Source organism: Streptomyces sp. Ag109_G2-15 (assembly GCF_900215565.1).
GTDB classification, from domain to species: Bacteria; Actinomycetota; Actinomycetes; order Streptomycetales; family Streptomycetaceae; genus Streptomyces; species Streptomyces diastatochromogenes.
This window is the reverse complement of record NZ_OCNI01000002.1, coordinates 1,376,966-1,398,733: the sequence shown is the minus strand read 5'-3', so window position 1 is coordinate 1,398,733 and position 21,768 is coordinate 1,376,966. Positions and strand designations below refer to the sequence as shown.

19 protein-coding genes, 3 pseudogenes and 1 riboswitch are annotated in these 21,768 nt (G+C 69.8%); of the genes and pseudogenes, 12 read left to right on the top strand and 10 right to left on the bottom strand.

What is annotated here, in order from left to right; translation table 11 throughout:
• Positions 1–123: 123 nt before the first annotated feature.
• The 3 genes and pseudogenes from CRP49_RS42640 to CRP49_RS42630 form a co-directional block, all read right to left on the bottom strand.
• Positions 124–1,652, bottom strand: a pseudogene (locus tag CRP49_RS42640) (long-chain fatty acid--CoA ligase).
• Positions 1,653–1,678: 26 nt separating this feature from the next.
• Complete coding sequence (locus tag CRP49_RS42635) at positions 1,679–2,251, bottom strand: flavin reductase family protein (protein WP_097258711.1); 573 nt, start codon at positions 2,249–2,251, stop codon at positions 1,679–1,681.
• Positions 2,248–3,489, bottom strand: coding sequence for an acyl-CoA dehydrogenase (locus CRP49_RS42630; protein WP_143670106.1), 1,242 nt, complete (start codon positions 3,487–3,489; stop codon positions 2,248–2,250). The genes CRP49_RS42635 and CRP49_RS42630 overlap by 4 nt, the downstream gene beginning before the upstream one ends.
• Positions 3,490–3,714: 225 nt before the next feature.
• On the opposite strand from CRP49_RS42630, the gene CRP49_RS42625 reads away from it, so the two are divergent.
• Positions 3,715–4,620, top strand: a complete 906-nt coding sequence (locus tag CRP49_RS42625; RefSeq protein ID WP_097258709.1) for a LysR family transcriptional regulator — start codon at positions 3,715–3,717, stop codon at positions 4,618–4,620.
• A gap of 6 nt (positions 4,621–4,626) precedes the next feature.
• On the opposite strand, the gene CRP49_RS42620 is transcribed toward CRP49_RS42625, so the two are convergent.
• From CRP49_RS42620 to CRP49_RS42595, 6 genes are all read right to left on the bottom strand, one after another.
• A complete protein-coding gene (locus tag CRP49_RS42620; protein ID WP_257033826.1) occupies positions 4,627–5,706 on the bottom strand; it encodes a maleylacetate reductase in 1,080 nt (359 codons plus the stop codon).
• The gene (locus CRP49_RS42615) at positions 5,703–6,590 is read right to left on the bottom strand and encodes an intradiol ring-cleavage dioxygenase (RefSeq protein ID WP_097258708.1); all 888 of its coding nucleotides are present in this window, start codon (positions 6,588–6,590) and stop codon (positions 5,703–5,705) included. Before CRP49_RS42615 ends, CRP49_RS42620 begins: the two co-directional genes overlap by 4 nt.
• Before the next feature lie 6 nt (positions 6,591–6,596).
• A complete protein-coding gene (locus tag CRP49_RS42610) occupies positions 6,597–8,363 on the bottom strand; it encodes an FAD-dependent monooxygenase (RefSeq protein ID WP_097258707.1) in 1,767 nt (588 codons plus the stop codon).
• Positions 8,360–9,457: an alpha/beta hydrolase gene (locus CRP49_RS42605; protein ID WP_179852031.1), complete on the bottom strand. Its 1,098-nt coding sequence runs from the start codon at positions 9,455–9,457 to the stop codon at positions 8,360–8,362. The genes CRP49_RS42610 and CRP49_RS42605 overlap by 4 nt, the downstream gene beginning before the upstream one ends.
• A gap of 297 nt (positions 9,458–9,754) precedes the next feature.
• A complete protein-coding gene (locus tag CRP49_RS42600; RefSeq protein WP_097258705.1) occupies positions 9,755–10,222 on the bottom strand; it encodes a CdaR family transcriptional regulator in 468 nt (155 codons plus the stop codon).
• A gap of 24 nt (positions 10,223–10,246) precedes the next feature.
• Positions 10,247–10,873, bottom strand: coding sequence for a hypothetical protein (locus CRP49_RS42595; RefSeq protein ID WP_179852030.1), 627 nt, complete (start codon positions 10,871–10,873; stop codon positions 10,247–10,249).
• Positions 10,874–11,241: 368 nt separating this feature from the next.
• On the opposite strand from CRP49_RS42595, the pseudogene CRP49_RS42590 reads away from it, so the two are divergent.
• Positions 11,242–12,211: pseudogene (locus CRP49_RS42590) on the top strand (IS481 family transposase).
• A gap of 73 nt (positions 12,212–12,284) precedes the next feature.
• Positions 12,285–12,551 (top strand): annotated as a pseudogene (locus CRP49_RS42585) (transposase); the annotation flags it as partial.
• Between the two features lie 353 nt (positions 12,552–12,904).
• Here CRP49_RS42585 and CRP49_RS42580 read toward each other — a convergent pair.
• Entirely contained in the window at positions 12,905–14,032 is a 1,128-nt protein-coding gene (locus tag CRP49_RS42580; RefSeq protein WP_143670104.1) for a hypothetical protein, read from the bottom strand.
• A gap of 762 nt (positions 14,033–14,794) precedes the next feature.
• Between CRP49_RS42580 and CRP49_RS48700 the strand changes: the two genes are divergently transcribed.
• The 9 genes from CRP49_RS48700 (at position 14,795) to CRP49_RS42550 (ending at position 21,752) form a co-directional block, all read left to right on the top strand.
• On the top strand, positions 14,795–14,917 hold the full coding sequence (locus CRP49_RS48700) for a putative leader peptide (protein WP_257033825.1): 123 nt from the start codon (positions 14,795–14,797) through the stop codon (positions 14,915–14,917).
• A 163-nt stretch (positions 14,918–15,080) separates the two neighbouring features.
• The gene (locus CRP49_RS42575; protein WP_097258702.1) at positions 15,081–15,968 is read left to right on the top strand and encodes a glutathione S-transferase C-terminal domain-containing protein; all 888 of its coding nucleotides are present in this window, start codon (positions 15,081–15,083) and stop codon (positions 15,966–15,968) included.
• 78 nt (positions 15,969–16,046) lie between these two features.
• Positions 16,047–16,157: riboswitch (SAM riboswitch) on the top strand.
• 33 nt (positions 16,158–16,190) lie between these two features.
• Positions 16,191–16,340, top strand: coding sequence for a hypothetical protein (locus CRP49_RS47395; RefSeq protein WP_179852029.1), 150 nt, complete (start codon positions 16,191–16,193; stop codon positions 16,338–16,340).
• 160 nt (positions 16,341–16,500) lie between these two features.
• The gene (locus tag CRP49_RS42570) at positions 16,501–17,481 is read left to right on the top strand and encodes an amino acid ABC transporter permease (RefSeq protein ID WP_097258701.1); all 981 of its coding nucleotides are present in this window, start codon (positions 16,501–16,503) and stop codon (positions 17,479–17,481) included.
• Positions 17,478–18,275 carry an amino acid ABC transporter ATP-binding protein gene (locus CRP49_RS42565; RefSeq protein ID WP_097258700.1) on the top strand — a complete coding sequence of 266 codons (798 nt, stop codon included), beginning with the start codon at positions 17,478–17,480 and terminating at the stop codon, positions 18,273–18,275. Before CRP49_RS42570 ends, CRP49_RS42565 begins: the two co-directional genes overlap by 4 nt.
• Before the next feature lie 68 nt (positions 18,276–18,343).
• Positions 18,344–19,369, top strand: a complete 1,026-nt coding sequence (locus CRP49_RS42560; protein WP_097258699.1) for a transporter substrate-binding domain-containing protein — start codon at positions 18,344–18,346, stop codon at positions 19,367–19,369.
• A gap of 58 nt (positions 19,370–19,427) precedes the next feature.
• The gene (locus CRP49_RS42555; protein ID WP_179852028.1) at positions 19,428–20,237 is read left to right on the top strand and encodes a GNAT family N-acetyltransferase; all 810 of its coding nucleotides are present in this window, start codon (positions 19,428–19,430) and stop codon (positions 20,235–20,237) included.
• Between the two features lie 68 nt (positions 20,238–20,305).
• Complete coding sequence (locus tag CRP49_RS49470; RefSeq protein WP_359067344.1) at positions 20,306–20,416, top strand: putative leader peptide; 111 nt, start codon at positions 20,306–20,308, stop codon at positions 20,414–20,416.
• 127 nt (positions 20,417–20,543) lie between these two features.
• Positions 20,544–21,752: an LLM class flavin-dependent oxidoreductase gene (locus CRP49_RS42550; protein WP_097258698.1), complete on the top strand. Its 1,209-nt coding sequence runs from the start codon at positions 20,544–20,546 to the stop codon at positions 21,750–21,752.
• Positions 21,753–21,768: the final 16 nt, after the last annotated feature.

Genomic DNA, 21,768 nt, shown 5'->3' with positions numbered 1-21,768 from the left:
TGGTGCTGAGTGGACGTCAAGTCCGATCTTCCTCGGTTCGTGATCGCTCCCTCGTGGTACTGATCGCCAGGTCGACCACTTGCTGGGCATGTCCATGCTGTGATGCGGGGTATGGTCGGCGCCTCATGCCTCCTCGGCGCCTCGGGCCGGCATTGAGCCGTACTGGCTGCGCAGGCGGGCCTTGAGCATCTTGCCGGTGGCGTTGCGGGGCAGGGTGTCGACGAGGACGACCGATTTGGGGAGCTTGTACTTGGCGAGTCGGCCGGACAGGGAGTCCATGATGTCGTCGGGCGACACCTCGGCGCCCGCGCGGGGCACGACCAGCGCTCTGCCGACCTCGCCCCATCGTTCGTCGGGTACGCCGATCACCGCGCATTCGGCGACCGCGGGATGCTGATGGAGGAGTTGCTCGACCTCGGCCGGATAGACGTTCTCCCCGCCGGAGATGTACATGTCCTTGATCCGGTCGACGATCGTGACGTACCCCTCCTCGTCGACGGTGGCCGCGTCTCCGGAACGGAACCAACTCCCTTCCACGAAGGCGTCCTTGGTCGCTTCGGGCCACTGCCAGTAGCCCTTCATCACGTTGGGGCCCTCGATGATCACCTCGCCGACCTCGCCCGGTGCGACATGGGTGAGGTCGGGCCGCACCACGCGTACGTCGGTGAAGAAGCAGGGTGTGCCGGCCGAGCCGGCCTTGCGGATGCTGTCCGGTGCGCGCAGACCCAGGGCGGCGGGAGCGGTCTCGGTCAGGCCGTACGCCTGGAGGAAGGTCAGGCCACGGTCCTGGTATGTGTGGATGAGGGCCTTGGGGACGTGTGCCGCCGCGCACATCAGGATCCGGACCGACGACAGGTCGGCCGTCGCCCACCGCGACGACCGGGCCATGGCCTGGTACATCGCGGGCACGCCGAACATCCTCGTCACCCGGTGCTCGGCGATGACGTCGAGCACCCGTTCCGGGTCGAAACCGTGCATCAGCACCGACGTCCCTCCCTTGAGGAAGCCCGGCAGGAAGACGGTGTTGAGGGCGGCGGTGTGGAACATCGGTGCCACCACCAGAGCGACGTCGTCGGAGGCGATGTCCCCGTCCAGCAGCATGTTGAAGCAGTTCCAGGCGATGTGGCGTGGGACAGCATGACGCCCTTGGGACGGCCGCTGGTGCCGGAGGTGTACTGGATCATGCACACCTCGTCGAGGCCGACCGTCTCGTCCAGGGGGTCGTCGGGTGCATCCGCCAGCAGCTCCTCGTACGCGCTCCCCACCTCGACGTAGTGCTTCACCTCCACGTCGTCCCTCAACGCGTCCACAACATCGGTGAGTTCGGCGCCGTACAGCAGTAACGTCGCCCCCGCGTCCCCCAGGATGAAGGCCAACTCAGGTGCCGCGAGGCGGGTGTTGAGCGGTACGAAGACGGCGCCCAGCGCGTTCGTGGCGAACAGGGTCTCCGCCAGGGCCGGATGGTTCGCGCCCAGGTAGGCCACCCGGTCGCCGTGGCCGACCCCCAGGGCACGCACGGCGTGAGCGAGCCGCGTCACGCGCGCGGCCAGCTCTGCGTAGGACAGGGATCCACCGTCGTGCACGACGGCGGTGGCCTCCGGTGCCATGCGGGCGCGCCGCGCGGGCCACGAGCCGAGCCCTTGATTGGGCATGGTGCGTCTCTCTTCTCTCAGATCTCTCAGAGCCAGTCGGGCCATGTGTAGTCGGCCGAGTCGTCGTGGTCCCGGCGGGGCGGCAACGCGGCGAGCCGCCCCCGGGAGAAGACCAGCGGCGAGACGCCGGTCTTCTCCACCCCGAGTTCTCGTACGCGGCCGAGGACGAAGTAGTGGTCGCCGAGGGTCCACACGTCGGCGATGTCGCAGTCGATCCAGGCGGCGACGTCCGCCAGGACGGGGCTGCCCGAGGGCGCGCCGCGCCATGGGTGGCGGTCGAAGACGTCGGGGGCCTTGGCGCTGACATCCCGGCAGAGGCCCTCCTGCCCGGCGGCCAGCACGTTCACGCAGAAGGAGCCGCCGGCCATGATCCTTGGCCAGGTGGTGGAGGAGCGGCCGGGGAAGAACGCGACGAGCGGGGGGTCGAGGGACACCGAGGTGAACGAGCCGATGACCATGCCGACCGGGGTGCCGTCGGGTTCCTTCGCGGTGACCACCGTGACACCCGTCGGGTAGTGGCCGAGCACGTGCCGGAACCGGCCGGGGTCGTCCGCCGGACCGCCGCCGGGCGCCGTCGCGGCGGACGTCGACCGGTTCACGCCGGGTTCTCCACGCCGAGCAGCAAGCGGGCGTATCCCGTGGCCCACCAACTGTGCTGGGCGTTCATGTGCGTCTTGTACGTGGCGACGTCGCGCAGGTACCGCTGCATGCGCTGGCCGTTCGCCAGCGCGCTGGAGCCGCTGGCCGAGGCCAGCATCTCGACGGCCTGGCAGGCGAGTTGGCCGGACTGCCGGGCCGTGAGGGACAGGGCCTGGTCGTCCAGGTAGGAGAAGGGCTCGCCCCCTGCCAGGCCCCGGGCCGCGTAGGCGGTGTAGTCGTCGGCGACCGACAGGATGATCCGCTGCGCGCTGTCGGCCAGGGCCGTGGCCAGGCCGAGGTTGCGCTGGTGTTCCGGATCGTGGCTGCGCGGCTTGAAGGGCGGCAGCGGGCTGTTCTTGGTGGTGATGATCCGCTGGTACTCGTCGATCGCGGCCCAGGCGGTGCCCGCCACGATCGAACACAGCTGGATGTTGAAGAACGTCATCAGCCGGCCCGCGTACATCGGGTTGCCGTGCAGTTCCACCCCCGGCCCGTCGGTGGCGTCGTTCGCCGCGACGTAGGTCCTGGACACGTACTCGTACGGTACGAGGACGTCCTCGGCCACGACGCTGTTGGAGCCGCTGCCGCGGAAGCCCAGGATCTCGCCCCAGTTGTCGAGCATCCGCCAGCCGGAGGGCACGAGCACCAGGCCCGGCGTGGGCGTGCCGCCCTCCTCGTCGATGATGAGCACGCCCCCCAGGAAGTGCGTGGAGACGTTGACTCCGGAGGAGTAGTCCCAGCGGCCGTTGACCCGGTACCCGTCGGGGGTCCTCGTCGCGGTGGCGCTCGGGGCCATCGGCAGCGGAGCCCGGAAGTCACCGTCCGGCCCGAACACCTCGCGCTGGGTGCTCTCGGGGAAGCGGCCGGCCACCACCAGGCTGTGAGAGGCGGCCAGACACAGGTTCCAGCCGCTGGACGGGCAGCCGCGGGCGACCTCGGTGACCATCCGGGAGTAGGTCCGCAGGTCGAACTCGTACCCGCCGAAGCGGCATGGCTGGAGAGACCGGTAGAAGCCCGCCTCCAGGAACGCCTTGTGTGTGTCCTCGGAGATGCCGGTCCGCTGTTCGGTCTCGTCCTGATGATCACGTAGCCAGGACCTCATGCCGGCGGCCCGGTGCACCATTTCCTCCGGTGTCAGGTCCGGCTCCGGCTGCGGAATCTCGATGATTTTCTCTGCTGCCTCGGTTGTCTCGGACAATTCGCACCCCATCCGCTGCTGTTCTGGTCGGCCTGAAGGGAGTGTCGGCAGCGCGGCGAAGGACCGTCCAATGCCGGTATCCGTGGGCTTGATGAGTGTCGTGCATCACAGCAGGTTGGAGGGGTGACGGGAATGCCGCACATTTCTGCCTGGTGACGTGCGGGGAAGCGCGCTGTAACCTGGCGCGGACCACAACGCCGTGGACCTCGCCTTTCTGGAGGCTGAGTGGAACTCCGGAGCCTGCGCCATTTCTCGGCGCTCGCCGAGACCTTGAATTACCGGGTCGCCGCCGAGCGTCTGCACCTCACCCAGCCCGCCCTGACGCGATCGATCGCCGCCCTCGAGCGTGAGCTGGGCGTCCAGCTGTTCGACCGCGACAAACGGCATGTGGCGCTCACCGCCGACGGCGCGGAACTGCTCGAACGGGCGGGCGAGGTGCTGGCCGACGCCGACCGGCTCGCCGCCGCCGCGGGCGCCATCAGGGCCAGGCGGCGGGACGAGGTGCGGGTCGCGCTCTACGGGGTGGCTCTCGCGGAGCTGACGCATCCGGTCATCGAGGCGTTCCGCGAGCGGTATCCCAGAGCCACGATCCGGGTGCACGAAGCGGACTTCCACCAGGGGCAAGCCCCGCTGCTGGCCGGCGAGTGCGACGTGGCGCTGTTGTGTCTGAACGTCGACATTCCGGGCCTGACACGCGTACCGATCTTCACCGAGCCCGTTTCCCTCGCGCTGTGGAAGGGGCATCCACTGGCCTCGGCCGCCGCGGTGGACATGACCGAGGTCTACGACCAGCCCTGGGTCACCCCCCACCCGGGCGACGACTTGTGGGTGGGGGGACGCCACGGGGACCACGACGCCCCGACGGTCGGCTCCCACGCCCGCTCGGCCCTGGACATGGCCTCGAAGATCGCCTACCAGCGCATGGTGGGACTGATCCCCTTGTCGGGCGCCCGGATGTTCCCGCCACACCCGGGAGTGGAGGCCGTCGCTCCGAAAGAGCCCCTCGAGGCGGTGGCCGCGGTCGCCTATCCGGAGACGGGCCACTCGCCCGCCGCCCCGGCGTTCGCCGAGGTCGCACGCCGGGTGGCCCGACGCGCGACCGGCGTTCCGTACGCCGAGATCTCCCGGTAGAAGCGGTCAGCCGCCGTACGGCGGCTCGCCCGCCCAGGCCGCGTGCAGGACGGCGCGCAGATCGTCGGCGGAGGCCGGGCGGGGATTCGCGTACGGCGCCCCGAGAGCGACGTCGACCGCACGGTCCACGTCGGCGGCGGTCAGGCCGAGGTCGGCGAGCGATCGCGGGATGCCCAGCCGCTCGCCCAGCTCGTGCAACTCCCGTACCGGATCCGGGACATCGAGCGCCCGGCGCAGCGCCGCCAGTGCCTCGGGAACCGCCGGCGCGTTGAACGCCAGCACATGGGGCAGGACGACGGCGTGTGTCTCGGCGTGCGGCAGGTCGAAGGTGCCGCCGAGTACATGGCAGAGCTTGTGGTGCAGCCCCATGGTGGTCGCGCCGAGACAGGCACCGCACAGCCACGCCCCGTACAGCGCGCGGCTGCGCGCGTCATGCCCCGAGGGGTCGGCGACGATCTTGGGAAGGGCCGCGGCCAGCGCCCGCACACCCTCCTCCGCGATGAGGGAGACGATCGGAGTGGAGTCCGGGGCGTACAGGGCCTCGACGGCGTGCGCGATCGCGTTCATGCCGCTCGTCGCAGACCCCACGGGCGGCATGGTGAGCGTGAGCAGCGGGTCGTACACGACGCTGCGCGGCAACACCTTCGGGTCGCGCCCGGTGCGTTTGACCGCGCCCTCGGTCAGGCCCCAGACGGGTGTCATCTCCGATCCGGCGTACGTCGTCGGGACGGCGACGATCGGCAGGCCGGTCCTGAGCGCGACGGCCTTGGCCAGGCCGGTCACGGAACCGCCGCCGACCGCCACGCAGCCGTCGGCCCGGGCTTCGCGAGCCGCCTCGACGGCCAGGCCGGCGACCTCCACCGGGACGTGCGTCACCGCCCCCGCGTGCAGCCCGGCGCAGGCGTCGCCGAGAGACGCGGCGACGGCACGGGCCGTGTCCAGGCCATGGTCGTCGCACAGCACGAGGATGCGGCGCAGGCCGAGAAGCGCGACCTCGTCGGGCACCGCGTCCGGGACGGCACCCGACCGGAAGAGGACGCGCATCGGCTGTGCCTGGTGGGTGAAGTCCAGGGCCTCGCCCTTCACAGGATCACCGGTTGCAGCACGATGTCGAAGCGCGCCCGGCGGAAGGGGTTGGCCAGGCCCAGCTCCGCGGCCTCCGCGGGGGAGTCCACCTCGACGAACTCCTCGACCAGGCTCTCCTTCACGGCGAAGACGGCGTCCGACTCCAGATAGTCGCTGCCCGCCACGAAGATGTGCGTCGTCACCGGGCTGTACCCCTCGGCGCCCACGATGAAGTGGACATGGGCGGGACGGTAGGGGTGACGGCCGGTCGCCTCCAGCAGCGAGCCGACCGGCCCGTCCGTCGGAATCGGATACGGGCTCGGAACGCACGAGCGGAACCAGAACCGCCCCTCCGCGTCCGCTGTGAACAGCCCGCGCCCATTGCCCGGCGGCTGCTTCTCCGGCTGCTGGACGTCGTAGAAGCCCTGGTCGTCGGCCTGCCACACGTCCAGCGTCGCACCGGGCAGCGGGGTGCCGTCGACGGAGACGACCCGTCCGCTGATCACACACGGCTCGCCGCCGCCGACCAGATCGATGGTCGCCCCGAGTTCACAGACCGGGGACTCGGTCATGTGGAAGGGGCCGAGCACCGTCGAGTCGGTCGCGGCGGCCGCCTTATGGTCGTTGATCGTCTCGACAAGCATCGACACACCCAGGACGTCCGACAGCAGGATGAACTCCTGCCGGGTGTCGTCGCACATGTGCCCGGTTGCGGTGAGGAAGTCGATCGCCCGCTCCCACTCGGCCTGGGTCGGCTCGATGTCCCGTACGAAATCGTGCAGGTGACGCGTCAGGGAGACCAGCACCTCGCGCAGTCGGGGATCGGAGGTGTGGGCGAAGCTTTCCAGCACCGCCGTCGTCGTCTCGGTCTCCGCGGGCTTCGCGGTCTTCGCCGTGAGGTCCATGGCCGCTCAGCCCCGCCCGAGGATCTGCCGCAGTGCGTCCCCCAGTGCGGCCGTGACGTCATCGGTGGCGTCACGGCGGCGGAAGGCCACGTGGTTGTCCGGCCGCACCAGCAGCGCGCCCGAGTCGCCGATCTCCCGCAACCGGGCCCAGTCCCCGTACGGGTCCTCGTACTCCTGGCCGGGGCCGATGACCGCAGTGGCGATCTCCAGGCCGAACTCCTTGCCGAGGATGCGGGCGGCCTCCGTCCAGGGCTCGCCGCCGATGCCGGTGATCAGGGTGAACCGGCCGTTCCCGCCCAGGTCCAGGGTGGACAGATTGCGGGTGCCCGCGTCGAGCCAGGCGTGCGGGAGCTTGGCGCCGGGGCGGGTGCTCGGCTGGAAGTGCAGCTCGGGGTCGCGTGCGAAGCCGGGGTCCTCGGTGCCGTCCGGGACGATCGCGGCGGAGGTGTAGCGCTGGTTGAGGTCCACGCCGTGGGCGTTGAACTCGTACGCCTTGAAGGCGATCGCCTCCCGCAGGCGCGCCCGCTGCTCCTCGGCCTCCGCAGTGGCGTCCTTGCGGGCGGCGATGTTCCGCCACAGCTGCTCGGGGGTCTGCGGCGACAGGCCGCCGAGCGCCTCGAAGACGGGTGCCGTCTCACCGATGGACTGGTTGGCCCGGGTGACGACCTGCTTGCCGACCGGTGCCCGCTCGTCACTGTAGGTGTCCAGCAGGGACGGGGACGCGGTGCCGTCCAGGACGAGCTTCAGCTTCCACGCCAGGTTGTAGGAGTCCTGGATGGAGGTGTTGGAGCCCAGCCCGTTGGACGGTGGGTGCCGGTGGCAGGCGTCGCCCGCGCAGAACACCCGGCCGCTGGAGTACGTCTCGGCGTACATCTCGTTGACCGTCCATGCGGAGGACGACTTGATGGTCACCGGGATCTCGTCGTCGCCGATCAGCTTGCGGACGACGGACAGGGCGTACTCCTCGGTGAGGTCCGGCGGCCCGGCGTCGACGTCGTAGCCCCACACGATCAGCCACTCGTTCCATGTCCGTACGCAGCGCACCAGGCCGGCGCCGATGCCGCCCACGGTCGCGCCGGGCGCCAGCACCCAGTAGAGGGTGGCCGGTCGGTGCGCCACGTATTTGCTGAGGTCCGCGTCGAAGACGATGTTGATGCTGCCGGCCACGCCCATCTGGCCGCCCATCGGCAGTCCGGCGTCCTCGGCCACCTTGCTGCGGCCGCCGTCCGCGCCGATCAGGTACTTGGCGCGGATGGTGTACGTGTCGCCGCGCAGCCGGTCGCGGACCGTGGCGGTCACGCCGTCGGCGTCCTGCTCGTGCGACACATACTCGGTGTCGAAGCGTAGTTGGCTTCCGCGGGCTATGGCCGCGTTCACGAGCACCGGTTCCATGAGGTGCTGTGGCATGTCGCACATGCGGGTGGGGCTGGCCAGCTCGTGCGCGGCCTGCACGAGCGGCTCGTTGCCCCAGGACCTCAGCCGGCCGAGCTCCTCGCCCGCGATGGCGGTGCAGAAGACGGTGTTGCCCATCAGGTGCTGCGGGGTGGCCTGGGCGATCACATCCTCTTCGACACCCAGGTCACGCAGCACTTCCATGGTGCGCTGGTTGGTGATGTGCGCCCGGGGCGTGTCCGCGAGGCGTGAGTAGCGGGTGACCATGACGTTCGGCACGCCATAGGTGCTCAGCGCCAGCGCGGCGCTCGCTCCCGCGGGCCCGCTTCCCACGATGAGCACATCGGTCTCGACGGTCGGCACGGTCGGCGCGGTTGTCATCGGGACGTTTCCTCCACATCCGCCAGTCGCTTGTTCAGCCAGGTCATCAGTGCCTCGGCCACGTCGTCGGAGTTCTTCTCGCCCATGGGCAGGTGACCGTTACCCGTGAGCCCCAGGTCCGCCAGGCGCAGCAACTCGGCGTCCGCACCGGCCTGGGCGAGGTAGTCGGCGACACCGTGCTGGAACGGCGCGAACGGCGAGGTGTCGGCCGCGACCACGGCGATCGGGAAGCCCTGGAGCCCTGGCAGGGACCGCACGGGGCCGGCCTGTTCGTCCTGGACGAGGCAGTCCTGCAGCCCGTCGCCCCCGGCCTCGCGTAGCCGGAGGTGCAGTTCCTCCGGGGTCCGCGCCGGCGGCTCGTAGGTGATCGGGGCCGCGGTGAGCCCCCACTCCAGCTTTCCGAGGCCGGGCAGTTCGATGAAAGGCGGCCCCATCGGCTCGATGGAGACAATGGCCTTTACCAGCCCGGGCCGGGCATCGGCGACTAGCCAGCCGAACGGCGCCCCCATGGAGTGGGTGATCAGCACGGCCGGTCCGATCCGGTCCAGCAACTCGGCCCCGCAGCGCCGCATCTGCTCCTCGTTCTCGGCGAAGGTGGGCAGCGTCGGGCCCTGGCTCGCCATCAACTGGTCCAGCGCGGAGTCGTCGCCGATCTCGCCGCTGCCGGGCCACTGGCTGCCAGGTCGTCCTGCCCCATCGCAGAACAGCCAGCGGATGAACTCGTACGTCGGCGCCGAGCCCTCGATCGGCCCGAGGACATCGGGGTGGTAGGGGGAGCGCCCGTGACCCGGACGGTCGACCACGTAGACGGCGTAACCGGCCTGGAGGAACCGGGTGGCCCAGCCGGGGCGCCCGTCCGGCGTCGACAGGTAGTCCGTGCCCTGGCCGCCGCCCCCGTGGACCATCACCACGGGCAGCGGATGCCGGAGATCGGCCGGGATCTGGTACTGGACGTACATCGCGGCCTCGGCGGCGGTCCCGGCCTCCGTCGGCTTGCGCCCGACACCGACCCAGAACGCGCCCTGCTCGCTGATCGTCAACGGCGAGGCGGCACGGGCCGGCTCGGCGGTTCCGGGTGGTGGGGAGCTGGTCATCGGCGAACCTCCGTCACGGCGTCTGCGCCCATGCCCAGCACTATTGGCGACCGGCTCCGGGGCGGTCCAATGCCGGTTGGGGACGCCGTGATGCATGGCGCTCATCAGCGTCCCCGAGGGCGGGTACTTCACCGGGAAGGTGGGCGTGGCAGCGAGGATGACCAGGGCGTCGGTGTAGAGCGCGTGCAGCGGACACAGCCTTCGCGGCGCTTGGTCCGTGGTGCAAACCGGCCCGCCGCCGATGGACCGAAGTCCAAAGGGGCCGTCAGCTCCGTCAGCGCGGGGTGGCCTGTTCGCTCAACACGAGGTCGCCGAACTCCTCCGCGAGCGCCAGCGCAACCTGGAGGTGCATCCGCCGGACCTCGATCTCCCGCCCCGCAACTGCTCGGCCCGCTGGATACGGTACGCAACCGTGTTACGCGCGACGTGCAGCAGCTCAGCCGTCGCGTTCAGGCTCGGTTCCGTGTCGAGATAGCACTTGAGGGTGGTGCGCAGGGTGGTGGCAGGCTCCCCGGATCCGGCGAGTCCACCCAGCTCACGGCGCACGAACCGGCGCGCCTCATCGAGACGCGTGCTGAGCATGGCGATCACGTCGAGCTCGGCGTAGTCGAACAGCCACCGGTCGGTGCGGGACAGCATCCCGACCCGGACGGCATCGAGGGCTTGATGGTGACTGAACGCGAACCCCTCGACGCCGGACTCGGGCAGCCCGGCCGCTACCCGAATCCCGGATCGGGGCGTGGCCGTCGACGTCGGCGGCGCCACCGAGGCACCGTGGACACTGGACCCCTACGCCCATACCCGTTGCCGGCCGACAGGCAGGATCAAGGTGCCCGTCGCTCCCCCCGCCCTCAGCAACTGCTCGGCACACCCTGCCAACCGGCCGGGATCGGCCTGTTCGAGATCGTCAGCCCACACCACCAAGGCGGTGTGCCGGCGAGTGAGGTCGTAGCCCAGGACGCGGTGCGCATGATCGGCAGCGACTGGCTTTCCGTCGAGGACGTCCTGCACCAGCTCCATGCGCACCGCGGCCGAACTGGTCACCCAGGCGGCGTGCGCCCGGGAGAACTCGCGAGTCATCTCGGCGTACAACTGGTTGACGATCGCGAACAGCACCTCCCAGACATGCGCCACCGCCGCGAACCGGTCGGAGGCAGGCAGGTGTCGTTCGGCCTCGTCCAGGAGCTCCCTGACGGCGTAGGCATGAACGAGCTGGACGCTCTGCAACAGGTGCTCGATACCGACTGCCCGGCCCGCAGTCTCCACAGCGCCCGTGAGCGCTTCTGCCGGAGGCTCCGGCACGACCTCGGCATTCTCGGCCAGCGCAGCCACGATGCTCAACGCGACGGCCTCACATCCCTTCCGCAGCTCCTGCACGAGGCCGTCCACGCCAAGCTGCGGGATCTGCGTGGTCACGTGATCAGTCAGGCCCTGGGCAAGTGTGATGGCGCAGGCCACCGGACCCGCGCCGACCCGGTCGACAAGCCGGTTTACCTGGGCCGAGGGCAGCACCGACCGGGACGTGGCTGTAGGAATGCAGTCGCCACCCAGACGTCCGGTTCAGACCGGCAGTGGATGGGTCCGTCGGGTGTCACAGGCAAGGGCGGCTTGGTTTTCGATCCATGCGAGCCCTCAGAGGTCCAGACTGGTCAGCAGCCACGGCAAGCACCGTTGCAGCACTAGGTGTATTGGTCATGAGCGTTGTTAACGGGGGCCGGTCTTGATCGTGGCGAAGGCCCCCGTGTGTGGTGGAGGTGTCGAATCTTCACCGCACGGAGGCCTTCGTGTCCCACCGTAATGCCCGACTGACCGTTCACGGCAGGCGACTGCTCGTCGAACGGGTCCGTTCCGGCCGCCCCGTCGCCCACGTCGCCGCAGAGATGGGCATCTCCCGTCCCACAGCCCACAAGTGGATCCGGCGCTGGCGGCTGGAGGGCGAGAGCGGACTCATCGACCGTTCCAGCCGGCCCCGCAGGACACCGCACCGCACGCAACCTGCCATCGAGGCACGTGTGTGCAGGCTGCGGCAGGACCGCAAGCTGGGCCCGGCACGTATCGGACCGATCCTGGGCCTGCCGGCCTCCACCGTTCACCGCATCCTCACCCGACACGGCCTGAACCGTCTGGCCTTCCTGGACCGGCCCACCGGCCAGGTCATCCGCCGCTACGAACGTGACCGGCCCGGCGAACTGGTCCACGTCGACGTCAAGAAACTCGGCCGGATCCCCGACGGCGGCGGCCACGAGGTCCTGGGCCGACAGGCCGGCCGGGCCCGGCGAAGCAGCGTGGGCTTCGACTACGTCCACTCAGCCGTCGACGACCACACCCGACTCGCCTACAGCGAGATCCACAGTGACGAGAAGGCCGCCACCTGCGCCGCCTTCCTGCGCCGCCTTCCTGCGCCGGGCCGCAGCCTTCTTCGCCACCTGCGGCATCGACCGCATCGAACGGGTCCTGACGGACAACGCCTGGCCCTACCGCAAGAGCTTCGCCTGGCAACAAGCCCTGGCCGACCTCGGCGCGACCGGCAAACTCACCCGCATCTACCGACCGCAGACCAACGGCAAGGTCGAACGCTTCAACCGCACCCTGCTCGACGAATGGGCCTACCTGCGGCCCTACACCAGCAACACCGAACGCACCAACGCCCTGGCAGACTTCTTGCACACCTACAACCACCACCGCTGCCACACCGCACTCAGCGGCCACCCACCGATCAGCCGCGTGAACAACGCTTCAGGTCAATACAACTAGGGCCTGTGTGATGTCGTGATCAACCTTGCCGATCCGGGTCCCTCGGGAAGGGGGATCCGGTAGGAAAACGATCGTGACGTGCAGGCAACTCACCGATGAACAGTGGAAGTTGATCGAGCCGTTCCTGCCGATAGGCGAGTACGGGCCGTACCCCGAGCGGCTGCGGGATCAGTTCGAGGGGGTGGTCTGGCGGTTCCGCACCAGCAGCCAGTGGCGGGAGATGCCCGGCGAGTTCGGCCCGTGGCCGACTGTCTACGGCCGCTTCCGGGTGTGGAGGGACGCCGGCGTCTTCACCGCACTGCTCGAGGGCCTGATCGCCGAGGCCGCCCGCCACGCCAGGGACAGACGGACTTTCGCTGTGATCACCCAGTGCGACGACTGCCTCAACACCCACGTTCCCGCGGATGACGACGACACCGGCCTGTGCGGAGACTGCCTCGCCGTCCGCATCGACCGGTTCTGACAAGCAGCCCCGCTGGCACCTGCCCCGTACCAACAGCCGTGCGGGGACGGCAACCTGGTGCGCGGCGAATGCTGGGACCTCCATGACTTATCAGGTCCAGGTCGAGAAGCGCAGGGCAGGTGGCGGACCGTCACCGCTTGAGCTGATTACTTCCCCGCCGGGAAGGCTGTTCGCCGCGGATCGAGGAACCCGAGCTCTGGGTCGCCGAGGGCGAGAGCCGAGAGGGAACGCTAGGTGGTCGCCGCCCACGGGAAGTTCGGCAGGTTCGCTGCGAACCACCCGTCAGCCAGCTCCAGCACCCGGTCAGTATGCGCGGCACGGAAATACTCGGAGCCCATCACCGGCCGGATGCCCTGGCTGGCCAAACAGTCCAGGACATGCCGCTCGACATCGCGAGCTGCGCCGACGGGCAGGTCGGTTATGAGCCTGCGGACTTGACCCAGACCATGTTGGCTGCGGTGGGTATCAAGCCGCCCTCGTCCGTCACCCGAGGAGATTCCGGGCTTCACCATAGCCCCGTCGGTCACCACGTAGTACACGGTTGGTTCGGGGCGAACACCCACTCCACTGCATCGGGCGCAAAGCAACTCGCGCTTTAACCCGGTGTTGATGCCCACCGAGGTCAGATGCCCGGCAACGCAGCACAGGCGCACAGTCTGGAGAATGTGGTCTGACATGACGTCCAGGATCATCAAGTCCTGCTCGTGGGCACGGCGCCTGAACTCAACGAGCTTGGGCGTCTGGGAGATGCCGCGACACGTAACGCAGGGATCCCCGGCGCCGTCGGAACCCGTTGTGAATCCGTAGGCACCCCCCGGCAAGCGCCCGGGGGTACGTGGATTCATCGCGGTGATGGTGAACTCATGCCCGTGCAGGCAGCGAACCTGTTTCGCCGGATACCCGTTAACCGATGCGGCGTCGGCCAGGATTCGAAGGTCGGTCTCGATGGCGTAGGCAGCAAACGACGCACTGGCGGTTTCCTCCCACCGCTTCCGCGCGCAATGCTCGCACTCCTCCAGAGCCATCGGGAAAGCTGCCAGCTTCCTCGTTCCCGGCATTGCCATGTGCTCCATTCCGGCCTCCAGGAGGAAGACACTCCCCTCGGGTGCCCGGACGATCGTGCTACCGAGCTTGGGGTGCAGCGCGGTCACGGGGGTCACCTGAGTCGAATGTCCCGCGTCGCAGGACAGCGTCACGTGGTCCAGGATGCCGCTCAGCTTGCTCCGTACCGTCCAACCGAGTTCATAGGCCCGCGTGGCGAAGAGTGCCATGACGGCCGCCTCGGCACGGGCAAGCAGCCGGGCAGAGCGCAGCGCGTCCTCCGGCAAAGGCGCGGCGGTCCGTGTGTCGTCACTCATGTCGTCCCCCATCTCAACAGGTGTGCTGGCTGCAGCGCTCAGACGAAGTTGAGGGTCGCATGGCGCACCGACAACGGGCGTAGCTGCTCGCCCGGTTGGTGAACGCGGCCGACGTACGGACCGCGTGGAGGGGTTCACCCTGGGTCGGCAAGGGGCTGTGGTCGGCCTCTTCCCCGAGGTGACAATCCTGCGGGGCCCCCTATGTGTCTGGTCATGGTCGAAGCACCAGTAGGTTCCTGTGGTTGAGGTTGGGGGCCGAACCGTGGGCTGGTGCGCATGGGCGATAGTCATTTAACGATCAAGCCCTCCGGGACGCGCCTCAACCCTCGCCGCCCCTCGCACTCCTCGGCCTCACGTGATCACAAAACAGGCGTCACACAACTACGCCGAAGCCTTGGCCCTGCACTCGCTGGGCGTTCGATCGAAGTGTCACCTACCGTTCTCCGGCGAGGTCGCGGCCGTTGTGCGCCCGTCCATCCGTGTTCCGGCCAGGGCGCCGACGGCAGGCTCCGCCTCAAAGATCACCGTCAGGCGTCTCTATAAGTGCAGGTCAGAGCCACTCTCATTTCCAATGACCCGAACTCGCACTACTACGATGACCGTCAAACTGCTAGTGCGCAGGTCAGAGGCCTTGTCAACTCTCATTTTCAGAGGCCGCTCTCATCACCCGCCCGGCGTCCCAGGCGTGGACGCCCCCTTGACGTCGTACGGCGGCGGATCGACACTCCAGGGGAGGGAATCCTAGTGAACAGGTAGGGAAACATGGTGCGCCTCCAGACGGTCGTCGGCCGAGCGAGCCGTACGCCGTTGTACGCACCCCTTCTCACCTCCCGCCTGCACATCGACCTGCTGCGCGTCTGCAGCGCGATCAGCCCGCGGGGCTGAGCCTCCGGGGCTGAGGCGGGCCTTCAGGGCCCAGCCGGTCCGCCCCCGCGCCGAGCCGGGCCCGGTGTCCCGGGCATCCGGAGCCGGCAGGACGCCCCGGCACCCACCGACCGACGACGCTTCCGCCGCGCGTACGTCCGCGCGCCCGCCACAGGGGAGACGCATGTCCATCACTCCGCTCGCCGCCGTCCCGACCGCCCACCGCACCGCCCCCGCCTTCCGGGGCCGGATCGGCCGGGACGCGCGCAGCGGCCACTACGCCGTGCCGCACCGCTACCGGCTCCATCTGTCCACCGCCTGTCCCGACGGACTGCGCCTCGCCATCGGCCACAGCCTCCTAGGCCTCGACGACAGCTGTCCGGTCACCTTCCTGCCCGCCGTCCCGGACCGGCCCGGCGGCGGCCACGCCGCCCTGCGCCCGCTGTACGAGGCGAGCGCCCACCACTACACCGGACCGGCCCTCGCGCCGGTGCTCAGCGACGACTGGTCCGGACGCATCGTCAGCACCCATGCCCCGGACATCCTGCGCGACCTGGACCGCTTCCCCGGGGACGCGCGCCCCTCCCTGTACCCGTGCGGCGCGGAGAGCCAGATCGAAGCCGTCGAACGGCTCTGTGCCGAGGGCATCGAGGAGGCCGCGCAGCGCGCCGGACGGGCCGACGCCGACCCCGCCGAGCGGGCCGCCGCGCTCGAACAGCTGCTGGACACGCTGGGCAGGATCGAGCGGTACCTGGAGGGTGAGGAGTACCTCGTCGACGGCCGGCTCACCGCCGCCGACGTCGAGTTGTGGGTGACCCTGGTGCAGCTGGACACCGTGCACCGCTGCCACCTCGACGCCTCCGCCGTGCACCGCATCGCCGGCCACCCGGCGCTGTGGGGCCACGCCCGCCGGCTGGCCGCCCACCCCGCCTTCGGTGCCCACCTCGACCTCGACGGCATCGCCCGCCGCCACCACGAGCGCTGCCAGGGGCTGGAGGCCGCCGGAGCCGCCGTCCAAATCCTGGACTGGACGGGCCACGCGGCCGACGACCTGGGCACTTCCAGCAGGTGAGAGCAGACCGGGCAGGTCCATCCCTCGGACAGTCGTTGACATGTGAACGGCCAACTGCCTTTACTTGCTGCACAGAACGGTCATGAGCGTCAGCGCCAAGCCCTGGCTCGCTGACCGGCAACCCTCGCATCGCGGTGGGGTGCCCCAGGTGACGACCGGACCGGACGACGATTTCGGTAAGCGCGAGGGCCCCGCAGGGCCGGAACAGTGACAGGTGACGCCATGTACGCAGCTTCCAGGACGGCCACCCGCCGCCCTCAGGGCTGCGTACGGTCGTCCGCGAACCTGCTGGTCGCCAACCGCGCCGTCGATCTGCTCCGGGTGAACAGCGCACTGTGTACCGCACCGGGCCGCGCCCGCTGTCGGGGCTGACACCTCCCCGCAGCCCCGCACGCCCTGACGAACACCGCCCGCGCGGTGTGCCGTTGCCCTCCCCGCCCCCGGTGCCCCCGCACGCCCGTGCGCTGAGCATGCCGCCGTAGCGCACGGCTGCCGTGGCCCCCGGGGGTGTCCGACTCCGCCGGAGCCCACCATGAGTGAACCCCCAGGCACCGCAGTGTCCCTCGCCGAGGCACCGCCCGCCGACACCCCGTCAAAACCCCTCGCAGCACAGCGGGTTCTCCCGCTCAGGCGGCCCGGACGCTGGATCGCCACCGCCGTCGTCCTGGTCCTCGTGGCCCAGTTCGTCCACGGCCTGACGACCAACCCCTTCTACCAGTGGGACCGCTTCGGGTACTGGTTCCTGCGGCCGACGATCCTCGACGGACTGCTCATCACCCTCGAAGTGACCGCGTACAGTGCCGTGTTGGGCCTGCTCGGCGGCATCCTCCTCGCGCTGGCCCGACTCTCGAAGTCCCCGGTCCTGCGCGCGGTCAGCTGGACCTACGTGTGGGCGCTGCGCTCCATCCCGCTGATCGTGGTGCTGCTCTTCCTCTACAACTTCAGTGCCCTGTACAAGACGTTGAGCGTCGGTGTCCCCTTCGGGCCGGCCTTCTTCTCCTTCGACGAGTCGAAGCTCGCCACCGACATGGTCATCGCCGTCATCGGCCTCAGCCTCAACGAGGCGGCCTACGCGGCCGAGGTCGTCCGGGGCGGCATCCTCTCCGTCGACCAGGGCCAGCACGAGGCGGCGGCCGCCCTCGGCCTGCCCAAGAGCTACCAGTTCACGAAGATCGTCTTCCCGCAGGCGCTGCGCTCGATCACCCCGAACTACGTCAACCAGCTCATCGGCCTGGTCAAGAGCACGTCGCTGGTCTTCTACGTCTCGCTCCTCGACCTGTTCGGCACCGCCCAGACCATGGGCGCCACCTACCCCGGCGACATCGTGCCGCTGCTGCTGGTCGTCACCGTCTGGTACCTGATCCTGACGAGCGTCGTCTCCGTCATCCAGTTCTACGTCGAGCGGTACTACGCCCGGGGCGCCAGCCGCACCCTGCCGCCGACGCCGTTGCAGCAGCTCCGCACGGGTCTGACCGACCTGCGAGCCCGCATCCGCAGGGAGGCCGCCGTATGACCGCGAAGACACTCGAGCCGCCGGCGGACATCGAGGCCGCCACCGTCGAGGTGCACGACGTGCACAAGTGGTACGGCACCCACCGGGTCCTGAACGGCATCGACCTGACCGTGCGTCCGGGCGAGGTGACCGTCATCCTGGGCCCGTCCGGCTCCGGGAAGTCCACGCTGCTGCGGGTCATCAACCACCTGGAGAAGCCGGAGATCGGCCACGTCAGCGTCAACGGCGAACTGATCGGCGTGAAGCGGCAGGGCGACCGGCTCAAGGAGCTGAGCGAGCGCGTCATCCTGGCCCAGCGCGGCCGGATCGGGTTCGTCTTCCAGAACTTCAACCTGTTCCCGCACCTGACGGTCCTGGACAACGTGGCCGCCGCCCCGGTCGCCACCGGCAGGCTCGGCAAGCCCGAGGCGCGGGAACTCGCCCGCGAACTCCTCGACCGGGTCGGCCTCGCCGACAAGACGGACGCCTACCCGCGGCAGCTGTCCGGCGGCCAGCAGCAGCGCGTCGCCATCGCCCGCGCCCTCGCCCTGCGCCCCGGCGTCATCCTCTTCGACGAACCCACCTCCGCCCTCGACCCCGAACTCGTCGGCGAAGTCCTCGCGGTCATCAAGGACCTGGCGTCCACCGGCACCACCCTCGTCATCGTCACCCACGAGATCGGCTTCGCCCGCGAGATCGCCGACCGGGTCGTCTTCATCGACGGCGGAAGGATCGTCGAACAGGGCCCGCCCTCCGAGGTCCTCGACAAGCCCCGGCACGAGCGGACCAGGGACTTCCTCAGCAAGGTCCTGTGACCCACCGCTCCCCATGACCTCCCCCCACGCCACCGCTCTCCTCACCCTCCCAGCGACAAGGAACGGCCATGTCTACCCACTTCACCCGACGCAGCCTGATACGCGGCATCACCGCGGCGACCGCCGTCGCCACCCTCGCCACCGGGCTCGCCGCCTGCGGTGGTGACAGCGACGCCGCCACCAAGACCGACGATGCCGCCTCCGGGAGCGTGACCGTGGGGCAGCTGTCCAACGGCGCGGCCAAGGAGACCGCCCTCAAGGTGTCCGAGGTGAAGTCGATCAGCGCCGAACTGCCCGACTCCGTCAAGAAGAGCGGCAAGCTGGTCATCGGCATCGGCGCCCTGCCGTCCGGCTCCGCGCCCCTGGCCTACGTGGGCAGCGACCAGAAGACCATCACCGGCTCCGAGCCCGACTTCGGCCGCCTCGTCGCCGCCGTCCTCGGCCTGAAGCCGGAGATCAAGAACTTCACCTGGGAGAACCTCTTCGTCGGGCTCGACAGCGGCAAGGTGAACGTGGCCTTCTCGAACGTCACCGACACCGAGGAACGCAAGAAGAAGTACGAGTTCGCCTCCTACCGGCAGGACAACCTCGCCTTCGAGGTGGCGAAGTCCAGCAAGTGGAACTTCGACGGCAACTACGAGAACCTCGCCGGCAAGACCGTCGAGGTCGGTTCGGGCACCAATCAGGAGCGCATCCTCCTGGAGTGGCAGAAGAAGCTGCAGAGCGAGGGCAAGAAGCTCACCATCAAGCACTTCCCGGACAGCAACGGCACCTACCTGGCGCTCAACAGCGGCAAGATCGACGCCCACTTCGGCCCCAACCCGACCATCGCCTACCACATCACCCAGACGGCGAAGACGCCCAACGCCACCCGCAACGCCGGCACGTACTCCGGCGCCGGATCGAGCCTCCAGGGCCTGATCGCAGGCACCGCGAAGAAGGACAGCGGCCTCGCCAAGCCGCTCGCCGACGCCATCAACTACCTGATCAAGAACGGTCAGTACGCGAAGTGGCTGGCCGCCTGGAACCTCTCCAACGAGGCCGTCGCCAAGTCCGAGGTCAACCCGCCCGGACTGCCGCTGAGCAACTCCTGATCAGTCGTCACACCTGAAAAAACTCATGCAAGTTGAGTGAAGAGAGGACTCCGCCTCCGTGACCCACCAGACCGACCTCCGCGGAGGCGGAGCCCTGCCCCTGCCCACAGCCCCCGTCCTCGACAACGCCGTCTGGGCCGCCCTCGACGGCCCCCACGCCCACCTCGCCGAACGGGTCGGCCGCGCCGCCCGCTACCAGCCCGAGATCTACGCCTACGCAGCCCTCGCCGACCCGGCCGACCCCACCGCCTGGGCCGACCTGCACACCCTCGTCGGACCGGGAACGACCGTACGGATCAAGCCCGTTGACCAGGTTCCCGCCGGTTGGGAGGTCATCGGCGGCGGGGAGGGCGTCCAGCTCGTCGACACCGCGCTGCGGGCCGAGCCCGCCCCGGAGGCGGTACGGCTCGGACCCGCCGACGTGCCCGAGATCCTCGACCTGGTCGCCCGTACCAGGCCCGGCCCGTTCCTGAAGCGGACCGTCGAGATGGGCGCCTACCTCGGCATCCGGCACGAGGGACGGCTGATCGCCCTGGCCGGGGAGCGGCTGCGGCTGCCCGGCTGGACGGAGATCAGCGCCGTGTGCACCGACCCGGAACACCGCGGCAGGGGGCTCGCGACCCGGCTGGTCCGCGCGGTCGGCGCGGGCATCAGGGAGCGCGGGGACACCCCGTTCCTGCACGCCGCGGCGGACAACACACCGGCGATCCGGCTGTACGAGTCGATCGGCTTCACCCTGCGCCGGCGCTCACGCATCCTGCAGCTCCGCAGCCCGGGAACACAGCTCGGCAGCCCGGGAACACAGCTCGGCAGCCCGGGAACACAGTTCCGCGGCCCGGGAACATCCGGCGCCACCCGGGCGTTCTGACTCATGACGAGATCCGCCAGGCGGACGCCGACCCGGCCCGCCGCGCCCGACGGACGGAGGTGTGGGCCGTGACCCGTGTACTCCCGCTGCGCGTCCCGCAGCCGTACCGCTCCGTCCGCCTGCACTCCCGGCCGCACATAGACCTCCAGCGCGTGGCCGGCGCACTCTGTCGCCGCTGACTTCTCCCCGGCCTCAAGGCTTCCTCTCGGAGCCAGGCCCGGGCTTCCCCCTGCCGCGCTCGCCCGCCGCCGACGCCCCGCTGCCGCGAGCCGGTGTTCTCGTACGGACATCCAGGAAGGCACCCGCGTGTCGTCAACTCCCTCCCCCTCCCTGCATCTTGCCGTCGCCCTGGACGGCACCGGCTGGCACCCGGCCTCCTGGCGCGAGCCGGTGGCCCGGCCCCGGGACCTGTTCACCGCCGGTTACTGGGCCGACCTGGTCGCCGAGGCCGAGCGCGGGCTGCTCGACTTCGTGACCATCGAGGACGGCCTCGGCCCGCAGTCCTCCGGCTTCCTCGAACCGGACGACCGCACCGACCAGGTCCGCGGCCGTCTGGACGCCGTGCTGATCGCCTCCCGCATCGCCCCGCTGACCCGGCACATAGGCGTGGTTCCGACGGTGGTGGCCACCCACACGGAGCCGTTCCACATCTCCAAGGCGATCGCCACCCTCGACTACGTGAGCACCGGCCGTGCCGGACTGCGCGTGCAGATCACCGCCCGGCCGAACGAGGCCGCCCACTTCGGCCGCCGTACGATCCCCCTGATCGACGCCTACGACAGCCCGTCCGCCCAGGAGCTGGTCACGGAGCTGTTCGACGAGGCCGCCGACCATGTGGAGGTGGTGCGCCGGCTCTGGGACAGCTGGGAGGACGATGCAGAGATCCGGGACGCGGCCACGGGCCGCTTCGTCGACCGGAACAAGCTGCACTACATCGACTTCGAGGGACGCCACTTCAGCGTCAAGGGCCCCTCCATCACGCCCCGCCCGCCCCAGGGACAGCCGGTCGTCACCGCCCTCGCCCACGACACCGTGCCCTACCGGCTCGTCGCCCGCCAGGCCGACGTCGGCTATGTCACCCCGCACGACACCGACCAGGCGCGTGCGATCGTCGCCGAGATACGCGCCGAGCAGGCCGTGGCGGGCCGCGCCGACCAGACCCTGCACGTCTTCGGTGACCTCGTCGTCTTCCTCGACGACGACGAGGCCGCAGCCACGGCCCGGCGTGAGCGCCTCGACGCCCTCGCGGGGGAGCGGTACACCAGCGACGCCCGGATCTTCGCCGGTACGCCCGCCCAACTGGCCGACCTGCTGGAGGAATTGGGGGAGGGCGGGTTGACCGGGTTCCGGCTGCGGCCCGCCGTACTCGGCCACGACCTGCCCCGGATCACCCAGGGACTCGTGCCCGAACTGCAGCGCCGGGGCCTGTTCCGGCACGCCTACGAGGCCGACACCCTGCGCGGCCTGCTCGGGCTCGCCCGCCCCGCCCACCGCTACGCCGCAGCCATCGCCTGAGCCGGAGGAACGCACG

What these genes read in the sequence shown, in the direction of transcription:
- CRP49_RS42615 (WP_097258708.1), bottom strand. Translation starts at nt 6,590, where the DNA reads ATGGACCTCACGGCGAAGACCGCGAAGCCCGCGGAGACCGAGACGACG.
- CRP49_RS42610 (WP_097258707.1), bottom strand. Translation starts at nt 8,363, where the DNA reads ATGACAACCGCGCCGACCGTGCCGACCGTCGAGACCGATGTGCTCATC.
- CRP49_RS42605 (WP_179852031.1), bottom strand. Translation starts at nt 9,457, where the DNA reads ATGACCAGCTCCCCACCACCCGGAACCGCCGAGCCGGCCCGTGCCGCC.
- CRP49_RS42580 (WP_143670104.1), bottom strand. Translation starts at nt 14,032, where the DNA reads ATGAGTGACGACACACGGACCGCCGCGCCTTTGCCGGAGGACGCGCTG.
- CRP49_RS48700 (WP_257033825.1), top strand. Translation starts at nt 14,795, where the DNA reads ATGGTGCGCCTCCAGACGGTCGTCGGCCGAGCGAGCCGTACGCCGTTG.
- CRP49_RS42575 (WP_097258702.1), top strand. Translation starts at nt 15,081, where the DNA reads ATGTCCATCACTCCGCTCGCCGCCGTCCCGACCGCCCACCGCACCGCC.
- CRP49_RS47395 (WP_179852029.1), top strand. Translation starts at nt 16,191, where the DNA reads ATGTACGCAGCTTCCAGGACGGCCACCCGCCGCCCTCAGGGCTGCGTA.
- CRP49_RS42570 (WP_097258701.1), top strand. Translation starts at nt 16,501, where the DNA reads ATGAGTGAACCCCCAGGCACCGCAGTGTCCCTCGCCGAGGCACCGCCC.
- CRP49_RS42565 (WP_097258700.1), top strand. Translation starts at nt 17,478, where the DNA reads ATGACCGCGAAGACACTCGAGCCGCCGGCGGACATCGAGGCCGCCACC.
- CRP49_RS42560 (WP_097258699.1), top strand. Translation starts at nt 18,344, where the DNA reads ATGTCTACCCACTTCACCCGACGCAGCCTGATACGCGGCATCACCGCG.